Annotated in this window: 31 protein-coding genes and 1 pseudogene; 16 read left to right on the top strand and 16 right to left on the bottom strand. The window is 68.9% G+C overall.

What is annotated here, in order from left to right:
• Nucleotides 1–44: 44 nt before the first annotated feature.
• Complete coding sequence (locus tag ACQP0P_RS23475) at nucleotides 45–1,100, top strand: helix-turn-helix transcriptional regulator (protein ID WP_433380893.1); 1,056 nt, start codon at nucleotides 45–47, stop codon at nucleotides 1,098–1,100.
• Nucleotides 1,101–1,313: 213 nt separating this feature from the next.
• On the opposite strand, the gene ACQP0P_RS23470 is transcribed toward ACQP0P_RS23475, so the two are convergent.
• The 4 genes from ACQP0P_RS23470 to ACQP0P_RS23455 form a co-directional block, all read right to left on the bottom strand.
• Nucleotides 1,314–2,198 carry a F510_1955 family glycosylhydrolase gene (locus tag ACQP0P_RS23470; RefSeq protein WP_433380890.1) on the bottom strand — a complete coding sequence of 295 codons (885 nt, stop codon included), beginning with the start codon at nucleotides 2,196–2,198 and terminating at the stop codon, nucleotides 1,314–1,316.
• A gap of 49 nt (nucleotides 2,199–2,247) precedes the next feature.
• Complete coding sequence (locus tag ACQP0P_RS23465) at nucleotides 2,248–3,198, bottom strand: M56 family metallopeptidase (RefSeq protein WP_433380887.1); 951 nt, start codon at nucleotides 3,196–3,198, stop codon at nucleotides 2,248–2,250.
• Nucleotides 3,195–3,563, bottom strand: a complete 369-nt coding sequence (locus tag ACQP0P_RS23460; RefSeq protein WP_355618943.1) for a BlaI/MecI/CopY family transcriptional regulator — start codon at nucleotides 3,561–3,563, stop codon at nucleotides 3,195–3,197. Before ACQP0P_RS23460 ends, ACQP0P_RS23465 begins: the two co-directional genes overlap by 4 nt.
• Before the next feature lie 230 nt (nucleotides 3,564–3,793).
• Nucleotides 3,794–4,372, bottom strand: a complete 579-nt coding sequence (locus ACQP0P_RS23455) for a PadR family transcriptional regulator (protein ID WP_433380883.1) — start codon at nucleotides 4,370–4,372, stop codon at nucleotides 3,794–3,796.
• 102 nt (nucleotides 4,373–4,474) lie between these two features.
• Here ACQP0P_RS23455 and ACQP0P_RS23450 point away from each other — a divergent pair, with 102 nt between their 5' ends.
• The 5 genes from ACQP0P_RS23450 (at nucleotide 4,475) to ACQP0P_RS23430 (ending at nucleotide 7,921) form a co-directional block, all read left to right on the top strand.
• Entirely contained in the window at nucleotides 4,475–5,119 is a 645-nt protein-coding gene (locus tag ACQP0P_RS23450; RefSeq protein ID WP_433380880.1) for a class II aldolase/adducin family protein, read from the top strand.
• Complete coding sequence (locus tag ACQP0P_RS23445) at nucleotides 5,116–6,006, top strand: VOC family protein (RefSeq protein WP_433380877.1); 891 nt, start codon at nucleotides 5,116–5,118, stop codon at nucleotides 6,004–6,006. Before ACQP0P_RS23450 ends, ACQP0P_RS23445 begins: the two co-directional genes overlap by 4 nt.
• 68 nt (nucleotides 6,007–6,074) lie before the next feature.
• On the top strand, nucleotides 6,075–6,281 hold the full coding sequence (locus ACQP0P_RS23440; protein WP_433380874.1) for a hypothetical protein: 207 nt from the start codon (nucleotides 6,075–6,077) through the stop codon (nucleotides 6,279–6,281).
• 1 nt (nucleotide 6,282) lies between these two features.
• On the top strand, nucleotides 6,283–6,489 hold the full coding sequence (locus tag ACQP0P_RS23435; RefSeq protein ID WP_433380871.1) for a tautomerase family protein: 207 nt from the start codon (nucleotides 6,283–6,285) through the stop codon (nucleotides 6,487–6,489).
• 1 nt (nucleotide 6,490) lies between these two features.
• Nucleotides 6,491–7,921, top strand: coding sequence for an aldehyde dehydrogenase (locus ACQP0P_RS23430; protein ID WP_433380868.1), 1,431 nt, complete (start codon nucleotides 6,491–6,493; stop codon nucleotides 7,919–7,921).
• 41 nt (nucleotides 7,922–7,962) lie between these two features.
• Here the strand turns inward: ACQP0P_RS23430 and ACQP0P_RS23425 are convergent, their stop codons facing one another.
• Together ACQP0P_RS23425 and ACQP0P_RS23420 are read right to left on the bottom strand one after the other, a co-directional pair.
• The gene (locus tag ACQP0P_RS23425; protein ID WP_433380866.1) at nucleotides 7,963–8,544 is read right to left on the bottom strand and encodes a hypothetical protein; all 582 of its coding nucleotides are present in this window, start codon (nucleotides 8,542–8,544) and stop codon (nucleotides 7,963–7,965) included.
• A gap of 282 nt (nucleotides 8,545–8,826) precedes the next feature.
• Nucleotides 8,827–9,252, bottom strand: a complete 426-nt coding sequence (locus ACQP0P_RS23420; RefSeq protein WP_433380863.1) for a hypothetical protein — start codon at nucleotides 9,250–9,252, stop codon at nucleotides 8,827–8,829.
• Nucleotides 9,253–9,587: 335 nt separating this feature from the next.
• Between ACQP0P_RS23420 and ACQP0P_RS23415 the strand changes: the two genes are divergently transcribed.
• Nucleotides 9,588–9,854, top strand: coding sequence for a hypothetical protein (locus tag ACQP0P_RS23415; RefSeq protein WP_433380860.1), 267 nt, complete (start codon nucleotides 9,588–9,590; stop codon nucleotides 9,852–9,854).
• A 324-nt stretch (nucleotides 9,855–10,178) separates the two neighbouring features.
• Here the strand turns inward: ACQP0P_RS23415 and ACQP0P_RS23410 are convergent, their stop codons facing one another.
• The 3 genes from ACQP0P_RS23410 to ACQP0P_RS23400 all read right to left on the bottom strand — a co-directional run bounded on the left by ACQP0P_RS23410 (nucleotide 10,179) and on the right by ACQP0P_RS23400 (nucleotide 13,176).
• Nucleotides 10,179–10,478 carry a hypothetical protein gene (locus tag ACQP0P_RS23410; protein WP_433380857.1) on the bottom strand — a complete coding sequence of 100 codons (300 nt, stop codon included), beginning with the start codon at nucleotides 10,476–10,478 and terminating at the stop codon, nucleotides 10,179–10,181.
• 188 nt (nucleotides 10,479–10,666) lie between these two features.
• Entirely contained in the window at nucleotides 10,667–11,818 is a 1,152-nt protein-coding gene (locus tag ACQP0P_RS23405; RefSeq protein ID WP_433380854.1) for an ArgE/DapE family deacylase, read from the bottom strand.
• Nucleotides 11,819–12,060: 242 nt separating this feature from the next.
• Complete coding sequence (locus tag ACQP0P_RS23400) at nucleotides 12,061–13,176, bottom strand: diaminopropionate ammonia-lyase (protein ID WP_433380851.1); 1,116 nt, start codon at nucleotides 13,174–13,176, stop codon at nucleotides 12,061–12,063.
• A 116-nt stretch (nucleotides 13,177–13,292) separates the two neighbouring features.
• Between ACQP0P_RS23400 and ACQP0P_RS23395 the strand changes: the two genes are divergently transcribed.
• The 3 genes from ACQP0P_RS23395 to ACQP0P_RS23385 all read left to right on the top strand — a co-directional run bounded on the left by ACQP0P_RS23395 (nucleotide 13,293) and on the right by ACQP0P_RS23385 (nucleotide 15,518).
• Entirely contained in the window at nucleotides 13,293–14,213 is a 921-nt protein-coding gene (locus ACQP0P_RS23395; protein WP_433380848.1) for a LysR family transcriptional regulator, read from the top strand.
• Between the two features lie 209 nt (nucleotides 14,214–14,422).
• Nucleotides 14,423–14,641, top strand: coding sequence for a helix-turn-helix domain-containing protein (locus ACQP0P_RS23390; protein ID WP_433380845.1), 219 nt, complete (start codon nucleotides 14,423–14,425; stop codon nucleotides 14,639–14,641).
• An 88-nt stretch (nucleotides 14,642–14,729) separates the two neighbouring features.
• The gene (locus ACQP0P_RS23385; RefSeq protein WP_433380842.1) at nucleotides 14,730–15,518 is read left to right on the top strand and encodes an inositol monophosphatase family protein; all 789 of its coding nucleotides are present in this window, start codon (nucleotides 14,730–14,732) and stop codon (nucleotides 15,516–15,518) included.
• Nucleotides 15,519–15,896: 378 nt separating this feature from the next.
• On the opposite strand, the gene ACQP0P_RS23380 is transcribed toward ACQP0P_RS23385, so the two are convergent.
• Nucleotides 15,897–16,457: an isochorismatase family protein gene (locus tag ACQP0P_RS23380; RefSeq protein WP_433380839.1), complete on the bottom strand. Its 561-nt coding sequence runs from the start codon at nucleotides 16,455–16,457 to the stop codon at nucleotides 15,897–15,899.
• Between the two features lie 92 nt (nucleotides 16,458–16,549).
• Nucleotides 16,550–17,818, bottom strand: a complete 1,269-nt coding sequence (locus ACQP0P_RS23375; protein WP_433380836.1) for an RNA-guided endonuclease InsQ/TnpB family protein — start codon at nucleotides 17,816–17,818, stop codon at nucleotides 16,550–16,552.
• A gap of 11 nt (nucleotides 17,819–17,829) precedes the next feature.
• On the opposite strand from ACQP0P_RS23375, the pseudogene tnpA reads away from it, so the two are divergent.
• Nucleotides 17,830–18,265: pseudogene (gene tnpA, locus ACQP0P_RS23370) on the top strand (IS200/IS605 family transposase).
• Between the two features lie 452 nt (nucleotides 18,266–18,717).
• Nucleotides 18,718–19,179 (top strand): hypothetical protein, encoded by a 462-nt coding sequence (locus tag ACQP0P_RS23365; protein ID WP_433380833.1) that lies wholly within the window; start codon nucleotides 18,718–18,720, stop codon nucleotides 19,177–19,179.
• Nucleotides 19,180–19,364: 185 nt separating this feature from the next.
• Here ACQP0P_RS23365 and ACQP0P_RS23360 read toward each other — a convergent pair whose 3' ends face one another.
• A complete protein-coding gene (locus ACQP0P_RS23360; protein ID WP_433380830.1) occupies nucleotides 19,365–19,796 on the bottom strand; it encodes a nuclear transport factor 2 family protein in 432 nt (143 codons plus the stop codon).
• Nucleotides 19,797–19,889: 93 nt separating this feature from the next.
• Here ACQP0P_RS23360 and ACQP0P_RS23355 point away from each other — a divergent pair, with 93 nt between their 5' ends.
• Complete coding sequence (locus ACQP0P_RS23355; protein ID WP_433380827.1) at nucleotides 19,890–20,459, top strand: PadR family transcriptional regulator; 570 nt, start codon at nucleotides 19,890–19,892, stop codon at nucleotides 20,457–20,459.
• Nucleotides 20,446–20,718, top strand: a complete 273-nt coding sequence (locus tag ACQP0P_RS23350; protein ID WP_433380824.1) for a GDSL-type esterase/lipase family protein — start codon at nucleotides 20,446–20,448, stop codon at nucleotides 20,716–20,718. The genes ACQP0P_RS23355 and ACQP0P_RS23350 overlap by 14 nt, the downstream gene beginning before the upstream one ends.
• Before the next feature lie 12 nt (nucleotides 20,719–20,730).
• Here the strand turns inward: ACQP0P_RS23350 and ACQP0P_RS23345 are convergent, their stop codons facing one another.
• Nucleotides 20,731–20,937: a hypothetical protein gene (locus ACQP0P_RS23345; protein ID WP_433380821.1), complete on the bottom strand. Its 207-nt coding sequence runs from the start codon at nucleotides 20,935–20,937 to the stop codon at nucleotides 20,731–20,733.
• 122 nt (nucleotides 20,938–21,059) lie between these two features.
• Between ACQP0P_RS23345 and ACQP0P_RS23340 the strand changes: the two genes are divergently transcribed.
• Complete coding sequence (locus ACQP0P_RS23340; RefSeq protein WP_433380818.1) at nucleotides 21,060–21,353, top strand: DUF2795 domain-containing protein; 294 nt, start codon at nucleotides 21,060–21,062, stop codon at nucleotides 21,351–21,353.
• A gap of 125 nt (nucleotides 21,354–21,478) precedes the next feature.
• Nucleotides 21,479–22,291 carry an aminoglycoside 3'-phosphotransferase gene (locus tag ACQP0P_RS23335; RefSeq protein WP_433380815.1) on the top strand — a complete coding sequence of 271 codons (813 nt, stop codon included), beginning with the start codon at nucleotides 21,479–21,481 and terminating at the stop codon, nucleotides 22,289–22,291.
• Between the two features lie 172 nt (nucleotides 22,292–22,463).
• Here the strand turns inward: ACQP0P_RS23335 and ACQP0P_RS23330 are convergent, their stop codons facing one another.
• The 3 genes from ACQP0P_RS23330 to ACQP0P_RS23320 form a co-directional block, all read right to left on the bottom strand.
• The gene (locus tag ACQP0P_RS23330; RefSeq protein ID WP_433380812.1) at nucleotides 22,464–23,333 is read right to left on the bottom strand and encodes a bile acid:sodium symporter family protein; all 870 of its coding nucleotides are present in this window, start codon (nucleotides 23,331–23,333) and stop codon (nucleotides 22,464–22,466) included.
• Between the two features lie 128 nt (nucleotides 23,334–23,461).
• Nucleotides 23,462–23,911, bottom strand: coding sequence for a redox-sensitive transcriptional activator SoxR (gene soxR / locus ACQP0P_RS23325; RefSeq protein ID WP_433380809.1), 450 nt, complete (start codon nucleotides 23,909–23,911; stop codon nucleotides 23,462–23,464).
• A 487-nt stretch (nucleotides 23,912–24,398) separates the two neighbouring features.
• On the bottom strand, nucleotides 24,399–25,277 hold the full coding sequence (locus ACQP0P_RS23320) for an alpha/beta fold hydrolase (protein WP_433380806.1): 879 nt from the start codon (nucleotides 25,275–25,277) through the stop codon (nucleotides 24,399–24,401).
• Nucleotides 25,278–25,350: the final 73 nt, after the last annotated feature.

The following is a 25,350-nucleotide window of genomic DNA, read 5'->3' as shown; positions in this document are numbered from 1 at the left end:
GAAGCGGCCAGGGAGTGTCCGCTTCTCCGGGCAATATGGGGACCATGCCGAAGACTTCAGCGCGACTACTGTCATTGCTCTCGCTGCTCCAGACGCGCCGGGACTGGCCGGGGGCGCTGCTGGCCGAGCGGCTGGACATCAGCCCGCGCACCGTGCGCCGTGATGTCGACCGCCTGCGCGAGCTCGGCTATCCCATAGTGGCCTTCAAGGGGCCCGACGGTGGGTACCGGCTCGACGCCGGCACGGAGCTGCCCCCGTTGCTGTTCGACGACGAGCAGGCCGTCGCCCTGGCCATCGCACTCCAGGTCGCCACCACCACTGGTGCCGGCATCGAGGAAGCCGCGGCGCGCGCGCTGAACACCGTCCGGCAGGTCATGCCCGCACGGCTGCGCCGCCGGATCGACACCTTCCAGGTCACCGCCGTCGAGCGGCCCGCGATCCAACCGGACCCACAGGTCGACAGCGGCGTGCTCGTGGCACTCGGCGCCGCCGTCCACGCCCGCGAGGTGCTGCGCTTCGACTACACCCCCGCATCCCCACCGGGGATGGACGACAGCGGCGTGCAGACCCCGCCGCGCCGGGTGCAGCCCCATCACCTCGTCACCTGGAGCGGGCGCTGGTACCTCGTCGCCTGGGACCTCGACCGCGAGGACTGGCGCACCTTCCGTGCCGATCGGATCACCCCGCGCACCCCCACAGGGCCACGCTTCACCCCGCGCGAGCTGCCCGGAGGTGAGGTGGCCGCCTTCGTGGCCGGCAGGTTCCGCGGCTCCGGCGGCTCTGGCGACTGGCCCTGCCGCGGCGAGGTGATCCTCGACCTGCCCGCCGCCGCCGTGTCCCGCTACACCCGCGACGGAGTCGTCGAGGAACTCGGCCCGGAGCGCTGCCGGCTCGTCCTGGGCTCGTGGTCATGGCCTGGCCTGGCCGCCACCATCGGCAGGTTCGACGCCGACTTCGAGGTCGTCGGCCCGGCCGAGCTCAAGGACGCCTTCGCGCACCTGGCCCGCCGCTACGCCAACGCCGCAGCCGGCGCACCCGATCCAATGAGCCAAGCGCACGTCGGCCACGGTTCGGGGCGGATGGGCGGCGCGAAGATCTGAGGTGGTGCGGCCGGAGTGGAGTGCCGTCGCCCGCGGTACCGGGACCGCGAACGGCCCGACGCCTCCCAGCTGAGCACCGGGCTGGGAGGCGTCGGTCCGGGCCGGCGATGACGGCTCGACATCGGCACGGCATGTGGTCGACGAGCAGCGGCCGGCCGCGTCGGCCCGCGAGCGGCCAGGCTGCGCTGCCCCGCCACCACCCGGCGTGCTCGATCAGCTCGAGGCGGGACGGTAGATCACGGAGAACCGGCGTCCTCCGTCTGTTGACTCCATGACGGTCGTGTCCTCCATGGCCGCGAGGAGACGCTGCCGGTCGACAGCCGCGAAGGCGGCGACCTGGCCTGGCAGCCGGCCCGCCACCTGCCAGGTCCTGCCGGAGTCCCTGCTGGTGTGCACCTGGCCGTCGGTCCCGGCTCCGACGAGATCGTCTTTGCCGACAGAGTCCACGTGGGACATGAGCGGGGAATCGGCGAGCGCGGCGAAGTTCACGCCGCCGTCATCGCTGACCCGGAGCCCGTCCGGTGTGGTCGCGTACACGCGATTCGGCTTCTCGTGATGAGCGGCCAGATCGATCATCTCTGCTCTCGCCCCCGGCACCCAGCTCTTCCCCTGATCACCGCTGCGCCGTATCTGCCCCTTCTGGCTGTCGTAGGCGTAGAGGGTGGCGCCCGCCGGTTGAATGGCGTGGAAGTCAGCGGTGCCCGCCTCCGACACCGAGGTCCAGGTGGCACCGGCGTCCGTCGTGCGGATCAGCCCCAGGTGCGGGGAGGCCCCGGATGAGGCGTCGGCCTCCCCCGGGTGTCCGCTGGCCAGGAAGGTCCCGGGCCCGACGACGGTGAAACCCATGTGGTCCTGGATCCGATCGGCCACACGCCGAGCCGTGTTCGTGGACCGGATCTGAAACAGGCCGTAGTGCCCCGCGACATAGACCGTGCCGTCCGCCGGATCAACACCGAGACCGTGAATGTGCCCGATTCCGGGATCGGCCGAATCGGCGGCGCCCGATGAGGGCTCCTCGGTGCACGCCGTGCCGGCAAGAGCCAGGAAGGCCAGGGCGACGCCCGTACGCAGGAAAGGACGCCGGTTGATGAAGACCATGACAGCACCCTACCGCCACCTACTATCTGCCATCGTAGATGGTAGGTGGCTAGAACAGCGAGACGCCGTGGCAGTGATGGGCCAGGAACGAGCCCACCCCGGGAATCGCCGCCACGGCCGCGGGGCCGATGAGAAGGAGGGCGACCGCGGCCAGGCCCGCGACGCGTTCCCGGGCTCCGAGCGGAGCCGCCGGGCTGAGCATGCGCCGAACACGGGTGAGGGCCGTCTCGCCACCCGCGCCCAGCGCGAACGCCGGTGCCCGTCCCGTGGCGAGCCGGACCAGCGCGGCGGCGATGTGGATACGCGGGTGGCGGCGGGCCGCGACGTCGTCGGCGAGGAGCTCGATCAGCCGTGCGATCTCGCTCCGGGACCGGGCGAACAGCGGCAGACAAGGAAGGGCACGGCAGAAGGTCTCGGCGGCGGCCAGGACGAGATGATGGCGCCCGCGCAGGTGCGCCTGCTCGTGAGCGAGGACAGCGGCGACCTGCTCGGGAGCCAGGGACCGCAGGGCCGCGGTCGTGATGACCGCTCTGCCGTCGCGGCCGGGCAGGCAGTAGGCGGCGGCCTCGTCGTGATCGAGCACGACCGCGTCCAGCGCGCCGTCGTGGCGGCCGAGGAGGTTCAGCATCTCGGCGTGCCGTCGCCGTTCCCGTCGCGCCCTGACCAGGATGGCCGCCCCGCAGTAGGCGATCCTGGCCGCGATCAGCCCGGCGCCGAGCAAGGCGGCGCGAGTGCCCGGGGCGGCAAGGGACGCGCCGTCGGAGAGCATGTCCGCGCACGCCTCGAAGAACTCGGCCAGGCCATGACCGATCACACTGGCCGGGATCGCGACAGCGAGCATCGAGAGGATCGCAGAGGCGGCCACGGAGGCGCAGCCGGCCAGCCAGACGGAGATCGCCAGACGAGGTGCGCGATCAGCCCATTCGCCCCGGCCCAGCAGGCGGGGCAGCACGACCACCGCGACCACCGCGTACAGGGCCAGGACGGCCGCGGCCGTCATGTGCGCCCCCCGGGCGGATACACCTTCAGGGCGGCCTCCAGCGCGGTCGCCTCCTCGGGGGTCAGCCGCTCCAGGAAGTGCACCAGCGTGGCCGCCTGGTTTCCGCTGGAGGCGAGACTGCTGCGCATCAACTCGGCGGTGTAGGCCTCCTTGCTGGCCACCGTCTCGTAGACATACGCCCGGCCGATCGGCTTCCTGCGGAGCAGGCCTTTCTTGTGCAGCTTGTCCATCACCGTCATGACGGTCGTGTAGGCGATGTCCCGCTCACGACGAAGATCTTCGAGCACGTCCCTGACCGACGCCGGCCGGTGATACGACCACAGGCGCTCCATGACCGTGGACTCCAGATCTCCCAGACCACGCATCAGGTGAGACTCCCATCTACCAGCGGATCACTCAATGCTACCGGCCGTCGTAGATGTCCGGCCGTGCATCACTTCCACGATAGGTGCTCGATGTCATGTGCCGGTTTCGCCTCTCGCTCAAAGTTGATCAAGATAACAGTGGTGGCGGCCGGCCAGGCGCTCGAGCGCGGCCGACGACGCCTCGTCCGCCGGAAGGCAGGCGATCAGGCGCTGGTCGTCGGCGAGTTCGATCAGACGCCTTCCGCGAGGAGGCGGAGGCTTTCGCGGGCCCAGTCGGCGCGGGCCTGGGCGACGGCGATCTGGCCCGTGAAGACGTGCGCCTTCAGCCCGGCGATGCGGTCGTGCTCGGCCGGCGGGCGGTTCTTCAGCCGCTCCTTGAGCAGGTCGGTGTCCTTGGCCAGCAGCGCTTCCCGGTGCGCGCGCCACTCCGTGATCAGCTGCTCCTGCTCGGCGATGTGCGCCTTGAGCACGGACGCGGCCCGATCCGCGTCAACCATGTCGAAGAAGAGTGCCTGCAGGAAGAACGAGTCGCGCACCGGAGCCAGGGCGTGGCCGGTGCCCAGCCAGGTCCTCAGCTCCTCAAGCCCGCGCTCGGTGATCGAGTACACCGTCCGCTTCAGCCGCGTGCCACGGATCTCCTTCTGACCTTCGATGAGCCCGGCCTGCTCCATCTGGCGGAGCGTCGGATAGATCTGGCTCTGCGGCGCGGACCACACCCAGCGCGGGGCGGCATCGAAGAAGCGGGTCAGTTCGTACCCATTCATCGGGCGCGCCTCCAGGACGCCGAGCAGTGCGTACTGAAGCGACATGCCCTCAGCATAGGGGCGCCCGGCTTGCCCTAGAACATGTACAAATATACATGTATTGTCCTCCCTGTTTTTATTGATGCGCACGAGCAGGGAGGTGCCGGTGTGACCACAGAGCTGACAGACGCCGGACGGGCGCTGGCAGCGGCCGGGCTGGTCACCGCGTTCGGGCACGTGTCGTTGCGAGTCGGGGACGATCGGCTGCTGATGACCCCGCCGGTGCCGCTCGGGACGCTCGGGCCTGACACGCAGCACGCCGAGGTCCCGCTGGATGCCACCGACCTGCCCGACGGCACGCCGCGCGAGGCGTGGATCCACCTGGAGATCTTCCGGGCGCGACCCGGCGTGCGGGCGATCTGCCGGGCACAGCCGCCCACTGCCACGGCTCTGGCCTCGGCGGGGGTGCCGATCCTGCCGCTGCACGGGCAGGGGGCGTTCCTCGGGCCAGAGGTGCCCGTGTTCGACGACGCGACGCTGGTGCGCGACCGCACGCGCGGGCGTGCGCTGGCCAAGCGCCTGGGTGAGGCGCCTGCCCTGATCATGCGGGGCAACGGCGCCGTGACCGTCGGCGAAAACGTCGGCCAGGCCGTCGCCCTCATGTGGGTGCTGGAGGCCTCCGCCCGCATGAACGCCACCGCCACCGCCTCCGGCACCCCCACCCCCCTCACACCCGCCGAGCAGGAGGCCTGGCGGGCCGTGCGATCCGAGTTGTCCAACCGCATCTGGTCCTACCTCCGGGAGCTGTCATGATCGAGCTCGACGACATCGCCTACGTCCGGTCCGGCGCCGCCGACCTGGACGCCGCCTTACGGTTCGCCGTGGACATCGTCGGCCTGGAGCTCACCGCCCACGAGGACGGCGTCGCCTACCTGCGCGCCGACCAGCGCCACCACTGCCTCGCCCTGGTCGAGGGGGAGTCCGGGGTCATCAGCTCCGGATTCACCGTCCGGGACGAGGACGCGCTCGCCGCCGCCGAGACCGAGTTGGAGAAGGCCGGCGTCACCGTCGTACGGGGCGACGCCAAGGAGGCCCACTCACGCCGGGTCCGGGACTTCCTGTCGTTCGACGACCCGTTCGGCAACCGCATCGACCTGGTGATCGACCAGGTGGCGCTGACCGCACCGGTCCGCTACGGACGCGAGGCCGGCATCACCGAGTTCGGGCACCTGTGCCTGGACGCCCCGGACGTGCGCGAGGCGTACCGCTTCTGGTCCGGCCTGTTCAACGCCCGCGTGTCGGACTGGATCGGCGACTGGGCCTGCCTCATGCGCATCGACCAGGTCCACCACAAGCTGGCCGTGTTCCAGGGCAGCCAGCCGGGGCTGTGTCACATCAACTTCCAGGTCGACTCGCTCGACGCGTTGATGCGCAACTGTCACTTCCTGCAGGCCAACGGGGTCGAGATCGAGATGGGCCCCGGCCGCCATCCGCAGTCGACGGCGGTGTTCGTCTACTTCAAGGGGCCGGAGGGGATCACCTACGAGTATTCCTGGGGCGTGCGGCTCATCACCGACGAGGACGCCTGGCGGCCCCGTTACTTCGACCCGGCCGAGCCGGGCTCGATCGACATGTGGCAGGGCCCCACGCGCCGCGTCCACAGCCAACCTCAGATCCGCCGCCCTCTCGGCCGGAGCTGAGCCCTCTCCCCTACTCCCCCGCGCCTCACCCGGCCGAAACGACGGCCACCGGAAAGGGGATCGATCGCATGAGTGAATGGACCATAGAACGCACCGCCGAGGTGCCGCTGAAGGCCGGGCGGAACCGCGCCGGCCACGGCCCCATCACCGAAGAACGGCCGGGTCCGGACCAGGCCACCGCCTACCGGGCCCAGCACACGATGCCGCTCCGGCGCGGCTCGTCGCTGACCCTGCGCTTCAGCGGCCTCGGCTCCGTGTCCGTGACGGGGGTGTGACATGCCGCTGGTCGAGGTGACCTTGACCGAGGGCCGCGAACCCGGCGCGATCCGGGCGCTCATCCACGAGGTGCACGCCGCCGTCGAGCGCTCGCTCGGCGCCCCTGCTCCGAGCATCCGGGTGATCGTACGCGAGGTGCCGCGCACCCACTGGGCGGCCGGAGACCAGACGCTCGCCGAACGCGACGAGATCAACAAAGGTGATTGACATGGAATTCTTCGGACACATGATCGACGGTGCCGAGGTGAAGTCCTCCGGCGGCGAGACGTTCACCAGCGTCGACCCCTACACCCGCGAGCCGTGGGCAGAGGTCGCGCTCGGCGGCGCGGCCGAGGTGGAGCGGGCCGTGGCGGCGGCGCGGCGGGCATTCGACGAGGGGCCGTGGCCGCGCATGGGCCGCGCCGAGCGCGGCAGGCTGCTGCATCGCCTCGCCGACCTCATCCTCGAGCACGCCGACGAGCTCGGCCTGGCCGACACCCGCGACATGGGCAAGCCGATCACCCAGAGCCGCGGCAACGATGTGCCCCGCGCCGCCGACAACTTCCGCTTCTTCGCCGACCACGCCCGGCTGACCACGGCCGAGACGCTGCCGATGGACTCCGGCCACCACGCCTACACCCGCTACGAGCCCGTCGGGGTCGCCGCCGCCATCGCCCCGTGGAACTTCCCGCTGATGCTGGAGACCTGGAAGATCGCGCCCGCACTGGCCTGGGGCAACACGGTCGTGCTCAAGCCCGCCGAGGACACCCCCGCCTCCGCCACCATCCTCGCCAGGCTCGCGCTGGAGGCGGGCCTGCCGCCCGGGGTGCTCAACGTCGTCCACGGCCACGGCCCGGACTCCGCCGGGCAGGCGCTCACCGAGCACCCTGGGATCGACCGGATCACGTTCACCGGCGAGTCCGCGACCGGCCGGGTCATCTCGGCCGCGGCCGCGGGGCACCTCGTGCCGGTCAGCCTGGAACTCGGCGGCAAGGGCGGCAACGCGGTCTTCGCCGACGCCGACCTCGACAACGCGGTGAGCTGGTCCATCAAGGCGATCTTCACCAACGCCGGGCAGGTGTGCCTGGCGGGTTCGCGTCTGTACGTCCAGCGTCCGGTGTTCGACGAGTTCATCGCCCGCTTCACCGCCGCGGCCGAGGCGATGTGCCTGGGCGACCCCAAGCTGGACTCCACCCAACTCGGCCCGCTGGCCTCGGAGACCCATTACCGCAAGGTGCGCGGCTACGTCGAGACCGTCGCCGAGGAGGGCGGCTCCATCCGCTCCGGCGGCCTCGGCGACGGCTGGTTCGTCCGTCCCACGGTGATCACCGGCATGCCCGCCACCGGCCGCCACCAGCGCGAGGAGATCTTCGGCCCGGTCGTCACGGTGACGCCGTTCGACACCGAGGACGAGGTCGTGGCGCTGATGAACGACACGCGCTACGGGCTCAACGCGATGCTGTTCACCGAGAACCTGTCCCGGGCGCACCGAGTCTCCGCCCGCCTGCGGGCCGGGACCGTCTGGGTGAACTGCTTCTTCGTCCGCGACCTGCGCGCCCCGTTCGGCGGGGCGGGCGACTCAGGCGTCGGGCGCGAGGGCGGCACCTTCAGCCGCGAGTTCTTCACCGAGCCGAAGGCCGTCGTCATGCAGATCGACTGATCCGCGACGGGACCTGACTGCGGCGAATGGCGTTTGCGGCGTCACAGCCAGGTGGGTGGGGCCGTCGGCGAACCGGGTGGGCTTGTAGAGCGCCAGCGAGTCGGCCTGGAAGCTCGTCGTGCGGGAGGTGAGATCGACCGGCAGCACCATGTTGTCCTCTCGAACTCGGTGGCGCCGAAGTCGTTGAGCAGCGGGGAGCAGGTGTCCACGGTCAGCTCCGCTCGCTCGACGTCGAACTGCAGCAGCCGGAAGAAGCTCGCGCCGAACTGGAGCTGGTCCGTCGGGTTGTACCCGCCGATCTCGGTGAGCCCGAGCCGATCGGCCGACACCGTGTAGAACTGGTAGTCCGCCAGAAGTTCGACCACGCCCTTGCCGACCTGGCCGACCTTCGGCTTCACGTTGGTGCCCACGCCGTGCTCGTGTCCGGCCAGGATGAGGAAGACGTTCGAGTTCTTCTCAACCACCGTCTTGTAGAGCATCGAGCCGTCGGGGGCGGAGAATCCAGCGCCGCGCCCGTCGGGGTTGGTGCTCGGCACGATGTAGTCGTGCGAGAGCAGGATGCCATTGCGGTTGGGGAACTTCTTGAAGATGGAGTCGGCCCATTCGGCCTCCTCCCTGGTCACGCCGTACGAGGGATGCCACCGGAATACGACGGAAACGGGCCGCGTCCGCCGGAGACCGCACGTCAGGCGGTGGGAGCGGAAGCCGAGGTTTCGGCTGTGAATGGCGGTGCCCGGCCTGGGACCGGATTGGCTCCCGTAGTGGTACCACTGCGCTGACCTGGTAAGACGCCGTCCCAGGAACCAGGCAGAACCAATCGCACGGATCTGAGCGAAGGGCCGAGCAAGCCGACTCGGCGTGGCTGCGCCGGGCCGGCGGCTGGAAGACGAGGACCTGGCCCTCGACTACTTCCAACTGCTCACCGTGAACACGCCGTCGCAGTCTGAGAACCGAGTCGGGTTATGCGTATCGCACCGGGCCCAGATGTAGTAGTAGCGACCTGCCCCAGTACTGTTCACCAGGCGCTTGTTAATCACCTCGCCTTCACGAAGGAAATAGTCGCCCGCCACCCGTCGCCAGAACTGGTTCGTGATATCAGTGCTGCCCTGGTAGACCCTGAAGTCCAGGTTGGATATATAGAGTGTCGCAAATCCGGTATTACGACCGTATACTCCGACCTTTCCACCTTTAGGGACCCATATCTTTCTGGTTGTCTTAACCACACCATGCTTTTCTCCATCGAAGGACATCGTGCTGAGCGGTACTTGTGCGGGGGCCAAGGCCTGAGCAGCGGAGACCGGAGTCAGGCCGATGGCCAGCGCGAGTCCCATGACCGCCGCAACGGCGCGGCCAAGCCGACGGGTTGACGATTTAGCCGATAGAGGGCAGACACGTGAGGGGCTGGCCTCTGAGCGGAGGAGAAGTGACATCTTGGACAAGGGAAGCCCTTTCTGCGAATGGGAGTGAGAAGATGACAACCCTGCGGTTACGGTCGTCCTGCAACTGACACTGGCATCCGCCTCCACTCTTTGGCACCCCCTCTGAGCTGCGCAAAAAAGGCAGCAACAACCGCAACAACCGCCCGACACCAGCGGAGGATCATATGGCGAGAGGTGGGCGCAAGGATCAACCGATCGATCGGGGGCAAGGGCCGGTCGCGGAGTTCGTGGACGACCTGCGCCGCCTGCGAGATCCTCTGTCTCTGGAGGAGGTGGGGCGCCGCATGAAGTACCACCCCAATATCCTTTCGCGGCGGCTCACCCCCAAAGAGCTGCCGTCGCAGAAGTTCGTTCACTCCTACGTAACGGCATGCGGCGCTGCCCCGGAACCATGGAACGAGCGCTGGCGGGAGCTGGCTCGAAGCACCGCGAAGCAGCAAACGGCCGAACCACGTGGCACTGATGAAAAACCGGAAACAACCGCCCCGCGGTGAAAGAGAAGCCGTTTTCTGCTGCCCGACGCTTCTATGGTGCTTGCCGTGCCGCTCGCTGTATATCTACTGCTTCCTGCTTCCCGTCTTCCGGAGAGAGGTCCATCCCGGTGACGGCCGGGCTCGCCTCGCCGACATCCAGCCCGCCCGGACCGGTGTCGGGATATGGGTTTTCCGCCCGGATCGACCGTATGGCCTTTCGAGTCCTCTCGCGCCGGTGGACTCAGATGGCCGCCGGCGACATCGAGTTCTGGTCGAACAATTCCTGCCCGCAAGGGACCACAACGTACTGGGTCGCCCTGCGCCCGAATGGCGAGTCTGCGCAATTCACCTGCAACTCCTGGCAGTACTACAGGTGGGCCGACACTCCCCAGGCTGGTTGTCGTGGTTGCCGGCGATCACGCCGTTCGGGATGTCCGCGTCGTCCAGCACGCGCTGCTGCCTCGAGGACACCTCGAACTCGCCGACGACCTGCTGCCGCATGGCCTCGTCGGCGGATTTGCGGATGTTGTTCTCGATGATGTCGCCGGTGTGCGCGACGTACGAGATCTTGCGCTGGTCCTTGCTCGTCAGCAGATCCCATGCCTTATATCGGCATCGGCGGCTGACCGAGAAACCCGTCACCATCAGCCCCCGGATCGGCGGCGCTGGAGGACCGCGTCGCGGAGCGGGCGACGGTGTGGCCGTCCTGTCCCAGCAGCGAAGGCCCAGAACTCCCGAAGCTGCTAATCCGCACATAGGCACCTGGACTGATCGTGGCCACCCGGCGCCGTAGGCGAGCCTGGGATCGACGAAAGGCAGATCCGGCCGAAGGCTCAGGAACAGAAGCCCGCGATGGTATCGGTGAGGATCTCGGCCACTCGGTGCAGGGAGGCGATGTCGACCCACTCAGTGGCCGCGTGGGCACCCCCGCCGTCGACGCCGAAGAGCAGACAGGGAATGCCGGCCCGATCCAGCAGCGCACAGTCGGTCCAGAACGACTCGGCTCGCACCACAGGCGGATGGCCGAGGACCCTTGTCGCGTGGCGCGTGAGGGTGCATACGATCGCGGCCCGCGGGTCGGCCTCGAAGGGCCGGCGGCACAGACCGCGAGACAGCCGGTAGCGGAAGTCCGGGACCACGGCAGCCAGGTGATCGAGGACCGCGGTCAGCTCCCCTTCCACGGTGTCGGCGTTCTCACCGGGTACGGTACGGCGCTCCAGCGTGACGCGGCAGCGCGCCGGGTAGGTGGACGGCTCCTCCCCACCCTGGATAACGGAGGCGTGCACCGTCCCCGTCCCCAGAAGCGGGTGCGCCGGCCCCTGGGCGAGGCGCTGCCCCAGCTCCTCCAGCGCGACGAGGAAATGACCGGCCTTGACGATGGCGTCGATGCCCAGCTCAGGACGGGACCCGTGAGCCGCTCGCCCCTCGATCTCCACCTCGAACCAGGCGAAACCCTTGTGCGCGAGGGTCACTTCGAGATGACTCGGCTCGGTGACGATCGCCGCGTCGGCGCTGAAGGACTTGAGGACCTCTTCGGTGCCCAGGCTGCCGTGCTCCTCGTCGGCGACGCAGGCGAGGATGACATCCCCCCGGAGGCGCCCCTGAGCCGTGGCGCGCGCGGCGGCGATCATCATGGCCGCGATACCGCTCTTCATGTCGAAGGCTCCGCGGCCGAACATCTTTCCGTCACGGATCCGCGGTTCGAGCGGGTCGCCCTCGTAGCCGGCCAGGCCGACGGTGTCGAGATGGCCGTTGAGCATCAGTGACCGTCCACCGCCGGTGCCACGAGCGATCGCGACCAGCGAGGGACGGCCGGCACGCTTCTCCAGGCGGTGCACCTCGAAGCCACGAATGGCCAACCATTCACCGCAGAAATCGGCGATGACCGTCTCGCCCACACCGCCGGGCACCAGTTCGGGGTTGACGGAGTCGATGGCGATGAGCCTGGCGAGGAGGGCAGCCGGGTCTGACGTATCAGGAACCACAGGAGTTTCGTGGAGCATGCGAACCTTCCACAGCACTGTCGCCTCCCTGGCACGGGAACGGGCGAGACGGCAAGGAGTGCGAGACGATCTACCTTCGAGCACCGTGCACCACTCGTTTCACCTCGTCCAGCGAAAAATTCTGAGCAGTACGCTTCGGAAACCCCGAACGGTCGCCGCCTCGAAGCCGGGAAGGGCCTGCGTCGACATACGCGGACCAGCCCGACAGGCCAGAACAGATGAGTTCAGACATCCGCAGTGGCATGCGGATTGGCCGCGCTGCCCTCGGTGCACAGCAACACCACCGTCGAAGCAGGGCCAAGCCCCAGTGCGGCACGGCGCTCGCCGGCGCCGTCGCCGGTGAGCACAGCGCGGACGCCGGCGAGCGAGGCCGCACCGCAGGGGCCACAGGAAACACCGAGGGCGGCGAGGTCACCGGCTGCGCGGGCGCTGTCGGCATCGGCGATGGCCACCGCGGCATCCAGCCCACCACGCAGGTAAGGCCAGGCGATAGTGGAGGGTGTGCCGCAGTTCAGACCGGCCATGATGGTCTCACCGGTGGTAACGCTGACCGGTTCGCCACGCACGAGGCTCTCGATGACACAGGGGGCGGCCACAGGTTCCACCGACAACAGCACCGGGACCGGCCCCGCCGGACGACTGCGGTAGTGGGTGACGACGGCCTGGGCCAGCGAGCCAACGCCCACCGGGATGGCGACAAGATCGGGCATCCCGGCTCCAGCCGCCGCCAACTGCTCGTCGATTTCGGCACAGAGGGTGGAATAGCCCTCGACGATCCAACCAGGGATCTGCTCATAGCCCGGCCAGGCGGTGTCCTGGACCAGAACCGTGTCCAACGCGGCGGCCGCCCCGGCCGCCCGGCGCACCGCCTCGTCATACGAGCCCGCGACCTGAACGACCTCGGCCTGCTCGGCGGCGATGGCCGCCACAGCTCTCGGATGAACACCCCACGGGATGAAAACGCGGGCGCGCTGGCCGAGCAGACGTGCCATATGAGCCACAGCGCGGCCATGGTTGCCGTCGGTGGCGGTCACCAACGTGACCGGACCCGCCCCACCGCGCCCCGCCCGCTCGGCAAGGGCACGGTGCACCGCCCAGGATGCGCCCAGCACCTTGAAAGCGGGAAGCCCCAGACGAGACGACTCATCCTTGACGAAGACCCGCCCAACCCCCAACTCGACGGCAAGCCAGGGAAGTTCGATCAGCGAGGTAGGGGCGTACTCGAACAGGGAGGCATGGAACTCACGCACCTCAGCGGGGGCGGGCGCACAGGTCCAGAACCTGGCGGCGGGCCGCGCGAACCACGGCGGCGTACGGACGGAAGAAGCGATCTCAGACATCGCAGCCAGCGTGCGACACACACTCCAATCGGTCCAGCGAATGTTTCCGACCTATATTCATCAGAGAAACCAACTGATCAAAAGCTCGCCGCGACGACGAAGAGAACGGCCCGCCGATGTTCGACCTGCACCGACTACGCCTGCTGCGCGAACTCAAGCACCGCGGCACCCTCGCGGCCGTCGCCGCCGCCCTCTCCTACAGCCCCTCCTCCGTCTCCCAGCAGCTCTCCCAACTGGAGGCAGAGGCCGGCGTCCGGCTACTGGAGCCGATCGGGCGACGCGTGCGGCTGACCGAGCAGGCAGAGATCCTCGTCGCCCATACCGAAGCGGTGCTGAAACATCTGGAGCGCGCCGAGGCGGACATCGCCGCCTCCCTGACCGATCTGACCGGGACCCTGCGCATCGCCTCGTTCCAGACCGCCACCCTCGCCCTGATACCCAGCGCACTGAGCATCCTGCGCGATCTTCACCCCGGCCTTCGGACCCACGTCACACAGATGCCACCGGAAACGGCCCTGCCCGCACTTCAGGCCCGCGACTTCGACCTGGTCATCGCCGAGGAGTACCCGGGCAACCCCAACCCCCGGCCCGCCGAACTGGAACAGGAAGACCTGCTCGACGACTTCCTCCGCCTCGCGCTGCCCGAACCGGCCGATGACACGGACGGCCCCGCGACGTCACTGCGCTCACTCGCCGACCGTACCTGGGCCATGGAACCCGAGGGTACGGCAGCCCGCCACTGGGCCATGACCCTGTGCCGGAACGCCGGCTTCGAACCCGACGTACGGTTCGAGACCACCGACCTCCTGATCCACCTTCGCCTCGTCGAACAAGGCCACGCCGTCGCCCTGCTTCCCGACCTCGTATGGATCGGACGGTCCCCGACCGTCACACTGCGGCAACTCCCCCGCGGCCAGCGGACACGCCGCATCTTCACCGCGGTACGCCGAGGCCGCAGCCGGCACCCCGCCATCAAGGCATGCCGCCACGCACTCCGGCAAGCCGCCACAGAAGCGACGGCCCCGATCGACACCTGAAATCGGGTCCTCTGCTTGTGGGGGCAGGCCTTTAGTCCGTTGTAAATGATCTTGAACTCGGTCCGGCGCCTTTACAATGTAGATTAACAAGTGGGCAACGGTGGCGAACCCGTGCGGACGGGGATCATATCTGCGGGGCGGGCTGCTTGGCGGAAGCCCAGCCGGACAGGAGCGTCAAGGCCTCGGCCAAGCTCCTCACCGCCCGGGGCATGACCCTCGTCGAGCTGTCCGCGAGAGTCGGCGTGACCGTGGCGAACCTGTCGATCCTGAAGAACGGCCATGACCGCGCGATCCGCTTCAGCACCCTGACAGCAATCTGCCACGCGCTCGGCTGCATCCCCGGCGAACTGCTCAGCCTCCAGGACGGGCAGCCATCATGTTCACCGGTGCGAGAAAACGCCGGGGAATCGGTCGCGGCCTCGCCATGACCGCGGCCTTTCCACCGCACTGAGGATCGGCATGTCCTGACTCGCAGAAAATCATGCGGCCGACCCCGCCTGATCTATTCTGTGACTCATGCCGATCACTGACGTCGAGCTGGCCCGTACGGCGGCGCAGGCGGGAGCGGCCGTCGTGCGCACCATGTTCGGCGCATCGCTGACGCGTCTGGAGAAACCCGGTGGTGACTTCGCCACGGCCGCCGACGTGGAAGCGGAGCAGGCCATCCTTGATGTCATTCGCACCGCCCGGCCCGGTGATGCCGTGACCGGCGAGGAGAGCGGGCCTACGGGCCCGGCGGGGGCGGAGCGCGTGTGGCTGGTCGACCCTCTGTGCGGCACGCTGAACTACGCCGTGCACACCATGCTGGCGGCGGTGAACGTCGCCCTGCGCGTGGGCTCGGACATCACGGTGGCGGCCTCGGCCGACCCGTTCACCGACGAAGTGTTCTGGACCGACGGCGTTCGCGCCTACATCCGCCGCGGCGGTGTGGACGAGCCGCTCAAGCCGTCGCCGGATTCGCGGCTGGTGGACGCCAACCTCGACCCGCCGTTCCCGAACTCACCCGCCTTCCGTGCTGCCGCCCTGCTCGCCGATCCGGGGTTCGCCGAGCGGTTCCGCCCGCGCGTCGTCTCCACCACCCTGGCGGTGGCCTGGGTCGCCGCCGGTCGGCGAGCCGCCTACGTCACCGACGGCCGGCTCCACGACAGCGTGCACTTCGCCGCCGGGATCGCGTTGTGCCGGGCCGCCGGCTGTGTGCTGACCGGCCTCGACGGCCGGCCGCCGCATACCGGCGCGGGCGGGCTCATCGTGGCGGCCGACCGGGAGACCCACGCGGCGCTGCTGGACCTCATCCGCAACCAGTAGTCCCGTCAGCCGGAGCGCATCGAGAGCTCGCCCACAGAACCGTACATCGCCGCGGGTCAACGGTATTTACATGGGAAATCTCCACATTGCTTCCGGGACCCCGGCTCGGCCCGGTACAGCTCGTCGTGGAGCTTGTCCGGGTCCACGACGACCTCGGGGTCGGCCTTTCCGATGGCTACCAGGTCCTGCCACCGGCATGAGCCGAACAGCACCCCGAACTCCTCGAGCCGGGCCGACCGCTCTTCCCGTACCGAGCAGCTCCGCATCAGCCGGCAGGCCCCAGCCTCCTCCCGGCCCGGCGATCGCATCGGCCCGGCAATGCTGTCCGAATCCTGACCGCTCAGCCCGCGGACGGACCCGGTCCGCGTCGCACAGGCTTCAGGAGGTGCCGCCGAAGTCGACATTCTTGGTCTCGACCGTCCCGGCCGTCCGCCCCGGCGCCGTCTGGTGGGTCCAGTACAGGTTCGTGTGCGCGATGATCCGGTCCGGCGGCGGCGCCCCCCATGCCGTCTGGTCCTCCGTCGTGTGGGCGTCGCCGACAAGGGTCGTGTCATATCCCCTGACGAACGCGCCATGGAGTGTCGAGCGGATGCACCAATCGGTCTGTGCGCCGACGACGACGAGTCGCCCGACGCCAAGGCCCGACAGCACGGTCTCCAGAGCGGTGTCTTCGAAGGAGTCGCCATAGTTCTTCTCGACAAGCGGTTCGGCGTCGCCCGGAGTCAGCTCGGGGACGATCCGCCAGTCGTCGCTCCCTCTCGCGAGTTGCTCATCGGAGTGCTGGATCCAGACAACGGGAACCCGTTCCCGCCGTGCCTTCTCGACAAGGCTGCCAACGTTCGCGACGACCGCGTCACGCTCGTGCGCTCCCACGACGACACCGTTCTGCACGTCGACGACGAGAAGGGCGGTGTTCGGCCGGTTCTCGAGGGTGGTCATGGTCTCCCCTTACTCACGCTGGGTTTCTGTGCCCACTCACGTTGAACTCCTCCCCGGCCTGAAGGGCCGGAGATTCTCCCGTCGCGTCGCGGTCAAGCGACGCGCGGGGGTTGACGCTTCACAGACCGGGGAACCCCGAGGTCTCCACGTCCTGACACCGGCGTTCCGACGGCGTTCTTGATATTGATCGCGGCGTTGGTATCGGCATGCCCGACCCACCCACACGCGGGGTCGGTACAGGCGAACACGGTTTTGTCGCGGCTGTCCGCATCGCGGTGACCGCATCGGTGGCACATCTGCGAGGTGCCCGGGGCGGGAACCTTGACGACCCGTCCGCCCCGGTCGGCGCTCTTGTATTCGAGCAGGGTGACGGTCCGGCCCCACGCCTCGCCGCTGATCGACCGGTTCAGCCCCGCCTTTTGAGCGACATTCCTGCCCGGGTTCTTGATCGTGCCCTTGGCCGAGCCGACCATGTTCGTGATGGACAGGTTCTCCACCTTGATCACAGCGAAGGCTGTGGCGAGTTCGGTGGTGGTCTGGTGCTGCCAGTCGACGGCTCGGCGCTTGGCTTTCGCGCGCAGCCGGGCGATCTGGTGGTAGGTGCGCTCCTCCCGCCCCGAGGGGCGGGTCTTCTTCGGCCGGGCAGCACGCCTGCGAGCCGACGTCTTCTCCAACCGGCGCAGATGTTCCTTCTCCCCCGGGGTGAGCCAGGGGCCGTGCTCACGCATCGTGCCGTCCGACAGGGCCAAGGCGACGGTGACGCCCCGGTCGATCCCTACCGTGTGGCCCGGGTGTGCGGTGGGGGGCGGCGCGACCAAGGTTTGAGTGCGGAACACCACCTGCCAGCCGCAGGCGTCCTTGACCAGCCGCGCCCCGGTGATCCGCCCGGCGGGGCCGCCCCCGGTGAGGCCGGGCAGGTCCTTGGTCCACCGAAACCGCACCCGCCCGACCTTGGGCAGGTTGATCGCACCCCAGCGCCGGTTGACCCGCTTGATCTGCAGATCGCGGGCCTGGGGGACGTCCACGGCCAACCGGGACCGCAGACGGCCCTTGAACGTGGGCCGCTTGGCCGGATGGCCGGGGTTGAGGAAATTCGCCCACGCCTGCCGATACGTCCTCAGCACCGCCTGCGCCGCCTGGGCGGGTAGTTGTGCCAGCCAGTCGATCTCGTGGCGAGCTGTGCGGATCGCCGCGTCGCAGTCCTTCAACGTCGCGAACCGGCCCTGGCGGAAGGTGAAGTACTCGTGCAGCAGGTTCCACAGCGCGCGGGCGGTGTGTGCCTGAGCGTCCAGCACCGCCACCTGCTCCGCGTTGAGGTCGAGTCGCGCCACGTGCGCCCGAGCCTGCCTGACCAACTCCACAGCGTGATCGTATCGTTTGGTGTACGTCACCGCGGTGGAATCCAAACCCCGAGGTAGGCCCCGGGCGCCATGTCGTTCACCACCCCTGCACGCACCCGCGGTGTTCGTGACGAGGTACCGGCGTGGGGTGTTCAGCGACCCGAGGCCGGTGCGCCGCGAGGAGCTCATGCGCGAGGTCCGCGCCGGCTTCGAGGTCGAACCTCGCGAGTTCAACGACGAGCACGCCCCTCCCCGCTGGTCCACCACCCGCCGAAGGTCGCCCTGTCCACGCTCGCCGGCTCACTGAAGGGCCTCTGGGCGCGGGTACCGCGCAAGGAGGTACGGCGCTCACGTCCGCCAACACCTGTGGAGCGGGCATTTGTGGTCCGGCTCCTCCTTCGCCGCAAGCGCGGGCGGCGCAGCGCTCGCGGTCAGCAGCACATCGAACAACAGCAACGACCCGTGTGAGCCGACCTGCTCACGGGCACGAAAGGTCAGGGCACGCTCGCGCCCTAACGGGCACTCCCGCGTGGGTCTTCACCCCCGGCGTGAACGCCGGAGCACTGGCCCACAGTTCGGTAGACCGGCCCACCGACAACGGGCGGAACGAACCTCGGACCGCCCCGCCCAATGACACGGAGGTACCGGGGCCGTCATCGCCGAGAAGCCCGTGAAGACCCCGGCCGCCCCCGCCGACATGGACTTCCAGGCCGGGTCACCCAGAAGATCCACAGCCGAGGTCGGGGAGGACCGCGCAGTACTGCGCGGTCCTCCCCGGGCGTGGTACGGCGAACTCGCCCGTCTGATCCACCAACGCGGCGGCCTGGATCCGGCCGGAGCCCGCCGCCGCGACACGGCCGTCCTCGCCTCATCCTGGGACCGCTGGTCAATCCGGCCGCCCCCGGCACCAGGTCGTCGGCGTGGCGGATCCGCGGATGACCCCGGTGGTGGCCGAACTCCTGGCCGCACGCGGATTGTCCGCTCTGGTCGTTCGGGGGCACGACGGACTCGACAAACTCACCACTGTGACCACATCACAGGTCTGGGTGGTGTGCGACGGCGACGTCACCGAGACCTTGCTCGACCCTCGCGACCTCGGTGTGCCGCGTGCCGAACCCTCGGCGCTGCGCGGCGGCGACGCGGCCGGCAACGCCCGCGTCCTGCGGGCCGTACTCGGCGGAGAACGCGGACCGATCCGCGACGTCGTCCTCCTCAACGCCGCGGCCGCCCTGGTGACGGTCACCCCTTCTACCGCCCCCCTCACCGACCGGCTCGCCGTGGGGATGGCACGCTGCGCCGAGGCCATCGACAACGGAGCGGCCGAGGCGACACTGGGCCGATGGATCTCCACCAATCACACCGATCGGCCTTCGCGAACCTGACCTGCCCCGGCCGCCGGCCCGGTCATCAGGGAAGGGACCTGTTCGGTGTCATGGACAAGCGGCTCGACCTGGGGTTTCCGGTCAGCATGTCACTCGCGCTCTGCCGAGGCAGCCGCGTCGGCAGAGCCGAGCGGCTCACACCGGTCAGCCTGAAGGCCGGGCCGCCCGTGCCGCCATGACTCTTTCTAGTGATCGGCCGGGGCCGGGACGAGGCCGTCGGCGACCAGACCGGCGAGGACCGCCTCGCCCAGGGCGTGCACCGCGGACTGCGGACGGACCATCACGGTGAACTCCTTGATCCGCTCCTCGTGGTCGAGATGCAACAGGTCGATGCCGTGAATCTGCCTGCCGTTCACGGTGGCCCGGAAGAGCAGGACCATCGACGGGGTCTCGGTACCGTCGGCGCAGGTCTCGGCGGTGCCGTCGAAGTGCCCGATGTAGCGGAAGTCCTCGAAGGTACGCATGAGGACCCCGAAGAGCCCCAACACCATCGGCCTGCCCTCGAAGGGAGTGAACTTCACCGGACTGTAGAGCCGGACGTCCTCGGTGAACAGGTCGTCCAGAGCGGTGAGGTCGCGGCTGTCGACAGCGGCGCGGAAGCGGTCCGCGGTGGCCATGGCTTCTCCCAGATAGTCATGGATGTGATTAGTCAGTTTCTTTATTATCATGGGCGCGAGTTCCGTGGACAGAGGTGGAAAAGAGGTGGTCCGATGGCTTTGCGGCACGCCGTGCCGGCGGCGCTTCTCGACGAGGAGCTGAGCGGATACCAGCTGGCCAAGGCGTTCGACCTGGGGGTGGCGAACTTCTGGCACGCGCTGCCACAGCAGCTGTACGCCGAGCTGACCAGGCTGGAGAAGGAAGAGCTGATCACCGGCCGTGAGGTGGTCCAGGACACCCGGCCCAACAAGCGCCTGTTCCGGGTCACCGACGCCGGACTGGCCGAGCTGGAACAGTTCGCGGCGAGCACCCCCAAGCCCTCCTTCATCCGTGACGACCTGCTCGTCAAGGTCCAGGCCGCCGGCCACGTCGACAGCGAGACACTGATCGCGCAGCTCACCGAACGGGCCGCCTTCGCCGAGGCCAAGATCGCGCTGTTCGACGTACTGTTGCGGAAGATACGCGGCGACCGCAGCGAGGAGGACTTCCTGCGCCACGGCGAGCGGATCGGGCCCTATCTGACCTGCCTGCGCGGCCTGGACTTCGAACGGGGCAACCGGGACTGGTGCGAACGCGCCGTGGCGATCCTGCGGGAGAGGCGGGCGGCCCATGCCCGGCGATGACCACCTGCGCTTCGTCGCCCTGGGCGACAGCCAGACCGAGGGGCTCGGCGACGGCGACGACACCGTGGGCCTGCGGGGGTGGGCCGACCGGCTCGCCGAGCGGCTCGCGCTGCACGACCCCGGCGTCCAGTACGCCAACCTGGCCGTACGCGGCCGCCTCGCCGCGCAGGTTCACCAGGAACAGCTCGCACCCGCCCTCGCGCTACGCCCCGACCTGGCCACCGTCGTCGCCGGGGTCAACGATGTTCGTCAGTTTTAGAATCTGACGCGTTCATAGCAGGAACAGGATGCAGCCGGTCGGTTCGGGATCGGGCTTGTCCTGGAGCTGCTCGGGGTCGATCTCGTGGATGTCGGGGTCGAATCCCTCGGGGTAGGTGTCGGGGTTTTCACGGGCGTAGACGGTCTCGAAGCATTCGGCGTCGGCCTTGATCTCGATGCTAGATATTGAAATTATGTCCGCCGTTTCCCAGAGAAACACGAGCCGCTACCGCCCCACGAGTCCAGCTTGCCGAGTCGCGAGGGAGCTTCGAGGTGGCGGAGATGTTTGCCCAGCGTAAGGCGGGTATGCCCCCCTGTCACAACGCACGAAGGGAACAGCGGATGGAACGGGACAACGCCAACGACAGGCAAAGACTGGGCACCGATCGTGCGCACCAGCCAGGCTCACCCGAAGGGTTGAGCGCGCAGGAGATGGACAGCCGAAGCGACCTGGCCACCTGGATCAGCGGCACGCACGCGTTTCCGGCCGATCGCGAGACTTTACTGGAGCGGGCGCGCGCCCAGTCGGCACCCGACGAGGTGCTCTCGGCCATCCGGTCGCTGCCCGATCGCACCTACGAGAACATGGAAGGCGTCGCCCAGGAACTCGGCCTCGGCGGGGAGCAGCATGACTGACCGCACCGCTCACGGCCGTTCGGACGCCTCATAGCCTTCCCCTTGGCCAAGGTCGAGGCGACGCGGCTTCGTGCTCGGAAATCCATTTGTCGTCGGCGCCGCCTCCTTGGGAGGATCCTGTCTTCATGAGCCACCCTGTCATCTCCGAGGTCCCGACCGGTCCCGTGCCCGTCCCCGACGTCGTCGCGGCGCTCGCCGACGGCGACACCGTCACCCCGGTGTGGCGCAACGAACTCGGCGGCCTGACCTTCCGCCTCGAAGACGGGCGTGACGGCGTCAGGTACGTCAAGTGGGTCGCCGCCGGCACTCCGGAGATCGATCTCCCCGGCGAGGCGGAGCGCCTGGCCTGGGCGCGGCGCTGGGTGACCGTCCCGCGGGTCATCGAACACGGTACGGACACCGACGGCACGTGGCTGGTCACGGCGGCGGTCCCCGGCCGCTCGGCGGTGGATCCCCGGTGGATCGCCGACCCGGCGACCGCGGCGGCCGCGATCGGCCGAGGGCTGCGCCTGCTCCACGACGCCCTGCCCGTGGAGCAGTGCCCGTTCGACTGGGCCATCGATCGACGGCTCGCCCGCGCCGACGAGCGCATCGCCGGCGGGGAGGGACCGGCCGACCGGTTCCCCGAGCACCGGCACCTGGAACTCGCCGAAGCCCGGGCGCGAATCGGCGATCCGCCCGCGATCGACCGCCTCGTCGTCTGCCACGGGGACGCGTGCGCCCCCAACACCCTGCTGCGCGACGACGGCATGTTCGCCGCGCACGTCGACCTGGGCTCGCTCGGGGTGGCCGACCGGTGGGCGGACCTCGCGGTGGCCGCGTGGAGCATGGAGTGGAACCACGGCCCGGGGTACGACGGCATCGTGTACGACGCATACGGAATCGCCCCGGACCCGGAACGCATCGCCTACTACCGCCTGCTCTGGGACATGGCGTGACCGGTCACACCCGATCGGCGCCCGTGCTCGCGGCGGTACGGCACCGGGAACCGGTGCCGTACCGCCGCGACTCTCCGCTGAGGCGGTCCGGATCCCCCCGGGGCCACGTACACCTCACCTGCCCAGGCATGGGCGGGCGGAGCGACGGTGACCGCCAGGACGATCGCGGTGATCACCGGTCCGAAGGCATCGGCTCCACCGCGCGAGACCTGAGCAGGAATCCAGCTCCTGCCGCGGTGAAGAACATCAGCACGCCATAGGTGGCGGCCGGGACGGCCATCTGGGAGCTGTTCAGCAGGGAGAGCGCCACCGCGATCGACAGCGTGGCGTTGTGGATCCCGATCTCCATGCAGGAGGCGACGGCCTGGCCGCGCTCCACCCCGGCCAGGCGCGGCACCCAGTAGCCGACGGTCAGGCTGATCACGCTGAACACCAGCGTGACCAGGCCCACCGACTGGATGTAGCCGCCGAGGTTGTCGAGCTCCTGGAGCAGGGCGCCGGCGATCACCAGCGCCAGGATGACCGCTGAGGCGATCTTCACGGGCGTGTTCATCCGTTCGGCGAAGCTCCGTGCCATGGCGCGGACCGCCATGCCGATGGCGACCGGAACCAGCACGATCGCCATCACCTGCAGGCTCTTGTCGAACTGCAGGCCGAGCGTGCCCGAACCGACCTCGAAGTAGGACAGCGACAGGTTGGTCACCAGTGGCAGCGTCACGACCGCCAGCACCGAGTTGATCGCGGTCAGCGTCACGTTGAGCGCGACATCACCGCCGAACAGATGACTGTAGAGGTTGGCCGTCGTACCGCCGGGCGAGGCGGCCAGCAGCATCATGCCGACGGCGAGCGCCGGCGGCAGGTCGAAGACGACCACCAGACCGAAGCAGATCGCGGGCAGCACCAGGATCTGGCAGCCGAGCGCCACGACGGTGGCCTTCGGATAGACGACGACACGGCGGAAGTCGGAGATCGTCAGGCTCAGCCCGAGGCCGAACATGATGATCGCCAACGCGATGGGCAGGAGGGTTCCGGCAAGGGCCATGGGGGGTGCTCCTTATCAGCGATCTGTCGCTGGGGCGGCGTGGTGCCATAGCTGAGGTACCACCCACACGATCATCGTCGCGGTTGTGGCGGCGAGCAACCCACCGACCCGGATCGTCCGCTCCCGCATCAGGGGTCGAGGAGGGGGCGCGCACCTCGCCCGGCGAGCCTGTCACCGGGATTGACCAGCAGGCACTGGTCGAAGGACAGGCAACCGCAGCCGATGCACTCGGTGAACCGATCGCGCATGCGCTCCAGCCTCTCGATGCGGCCGTTGATGGCCTCGCTCCAGCACTCCGACGCCTTCAGCCACAGCTCCCGGGTAGGCGAGACGTCGTGCGGCAGGTACTCCAGAACGCCTTCGATCACCGACAGGGGGATGCCGACGCTTTGCGAGGCGCGGATGAACGCCAGCCTGCGCAGCGTGCTGCGGTGGTAGCGGCGCTGGTTACCGGTGGTACGGCGGCTGGCGATGAGTCCCTTGCGCTCGTAGAAGCGCAAGGCGGAGGCGGGCACGCCGCTGCGCTCGGACAACTCTCCGATGGTCAACTCCGTGACGATCACTTCGGAATCCGACATACGGCCAACCTAGCTTGACCTAAACCTTGGTTTAACAACGAACCTGGTCCGCGAGGCGATCGTCCACCCGCCGCCGAACGAGGAGCACTGGCACGGCGCCGCCCCGGACCGGTTCATGGTCCATCTGGCGTTGCGGGAGAGCCCCGGCCCGGACGGCGGTCCGGAGACCACCTGGCTGGAGCACGTGAGCGACGCCGACCACCTCAGCCGGTGCTCCGGCACCCGCCGCTGACCGACCATCGGCGGGGCGGGCACCGCCCGCCCCGGGACTTGGAAGCGAGGAATTCATCATGCCGGGGAGCCGTCATTCACGCTCCTGGAGACGTGCGCTTCCAGGAACACACCGATCCGAGGATCATCAACCCGACGTGATCATCCGGACTGTCGCCACCTGCGTCTGCGGGTCCGGCCTGTGGGACCACCACGGTGTCAACGCGGTCTCCGGGCCGCCGCCGTCGCCCTGGCGGCCGTCCGGGCCGGCGGTGTTCTACCTGGCCAGAAGGTCGCGCAGGGCCTTGACGACATCGGCGGGGGCCTCTTCGGCCATGAAGTGGCCGCAGCAGACGGTGGCGTGTTCCTGGTGGGGCGCCCACGCCTCCCACAGGGCGGCGGCGTCGAAGCCGAGGGCCGCGCCCCAGTCCTGCTGCAGGACGGCCACCGGCATGCGCAACCGGTTCCCGGCCCGGCGGTCTGCCTGGTCGTGCTCGACATCGATGGCGGCCGATGCCCGGTAGTCGGCGACGATGGAGGGGACGGCCTCGCGGGAGGCCTTCAGGTAAGCGGTACGGATGTCGGCGGGGATCGCCTCCGGATCCCGGGTCCAGATGTCCAGGAAGTAGCCGAAGAAGACGTCCGCGCTGGCGCTGATCATCTGTTCGGGCAGGCCGGGCGGCTGGGCCATCAGGTAGAGATGAAAGCCGACGGCGGCGGAGGTGCCGTGCATCACGTCCCACATGTCCAGCGTCGGCAGGACGTCGAGCGAGGCGAGATGAGTGATCGTATCGGGGTGGTCCAGCCCGGCGCGGATGGCGACCAGGGCGCCCCGGTCGTGGCCCGCCAGGGCGAAGCGCTCGTGGCCGAAGGCGCGCGCGAGGGCGACGACGTCGGCGGCCATGGTGCGCTTGGAGTAGGTGTGCCCATCGGTGTCGGCCGGCTTGTCGCTGTCACCGTAGCCGCGCAGGTCCGGGCAGATGACGGTGTGATCGGAGGCCAGGTCGGCGGCGACGTGCCGCCACATCAGGTGGGTCTGGGGGAATCCGTGCAGCAGCACGACGGGGCTGCCGGAGCCGCCTACCGCGACGTTGAGTGACACGCCTTCGGTGACGGTGACGCGCTGGTAGTCGAATCCGGTGATCGTGGGTTCCATGGCGAGGACCCTTTCCGCTAGGCCTGTCTGTTCTTGTCGAGCGACTGCGACCAGCCTGCCCGCCATCGCTCAG

This window comes from Streptosporangium sp. CA-115845, assembly GCF_050943795.1.
Taxonomy (GTDB): Bacteria; Actinomycetota; Actinomycetes; order Streptosporangiales; family Streptosporangiaceae; genus Streptosporangium.
Note: the sequence above shows the minus strand (reverse complement) of the source record. Positions and strands in the feature narration are given on the sequence as shown.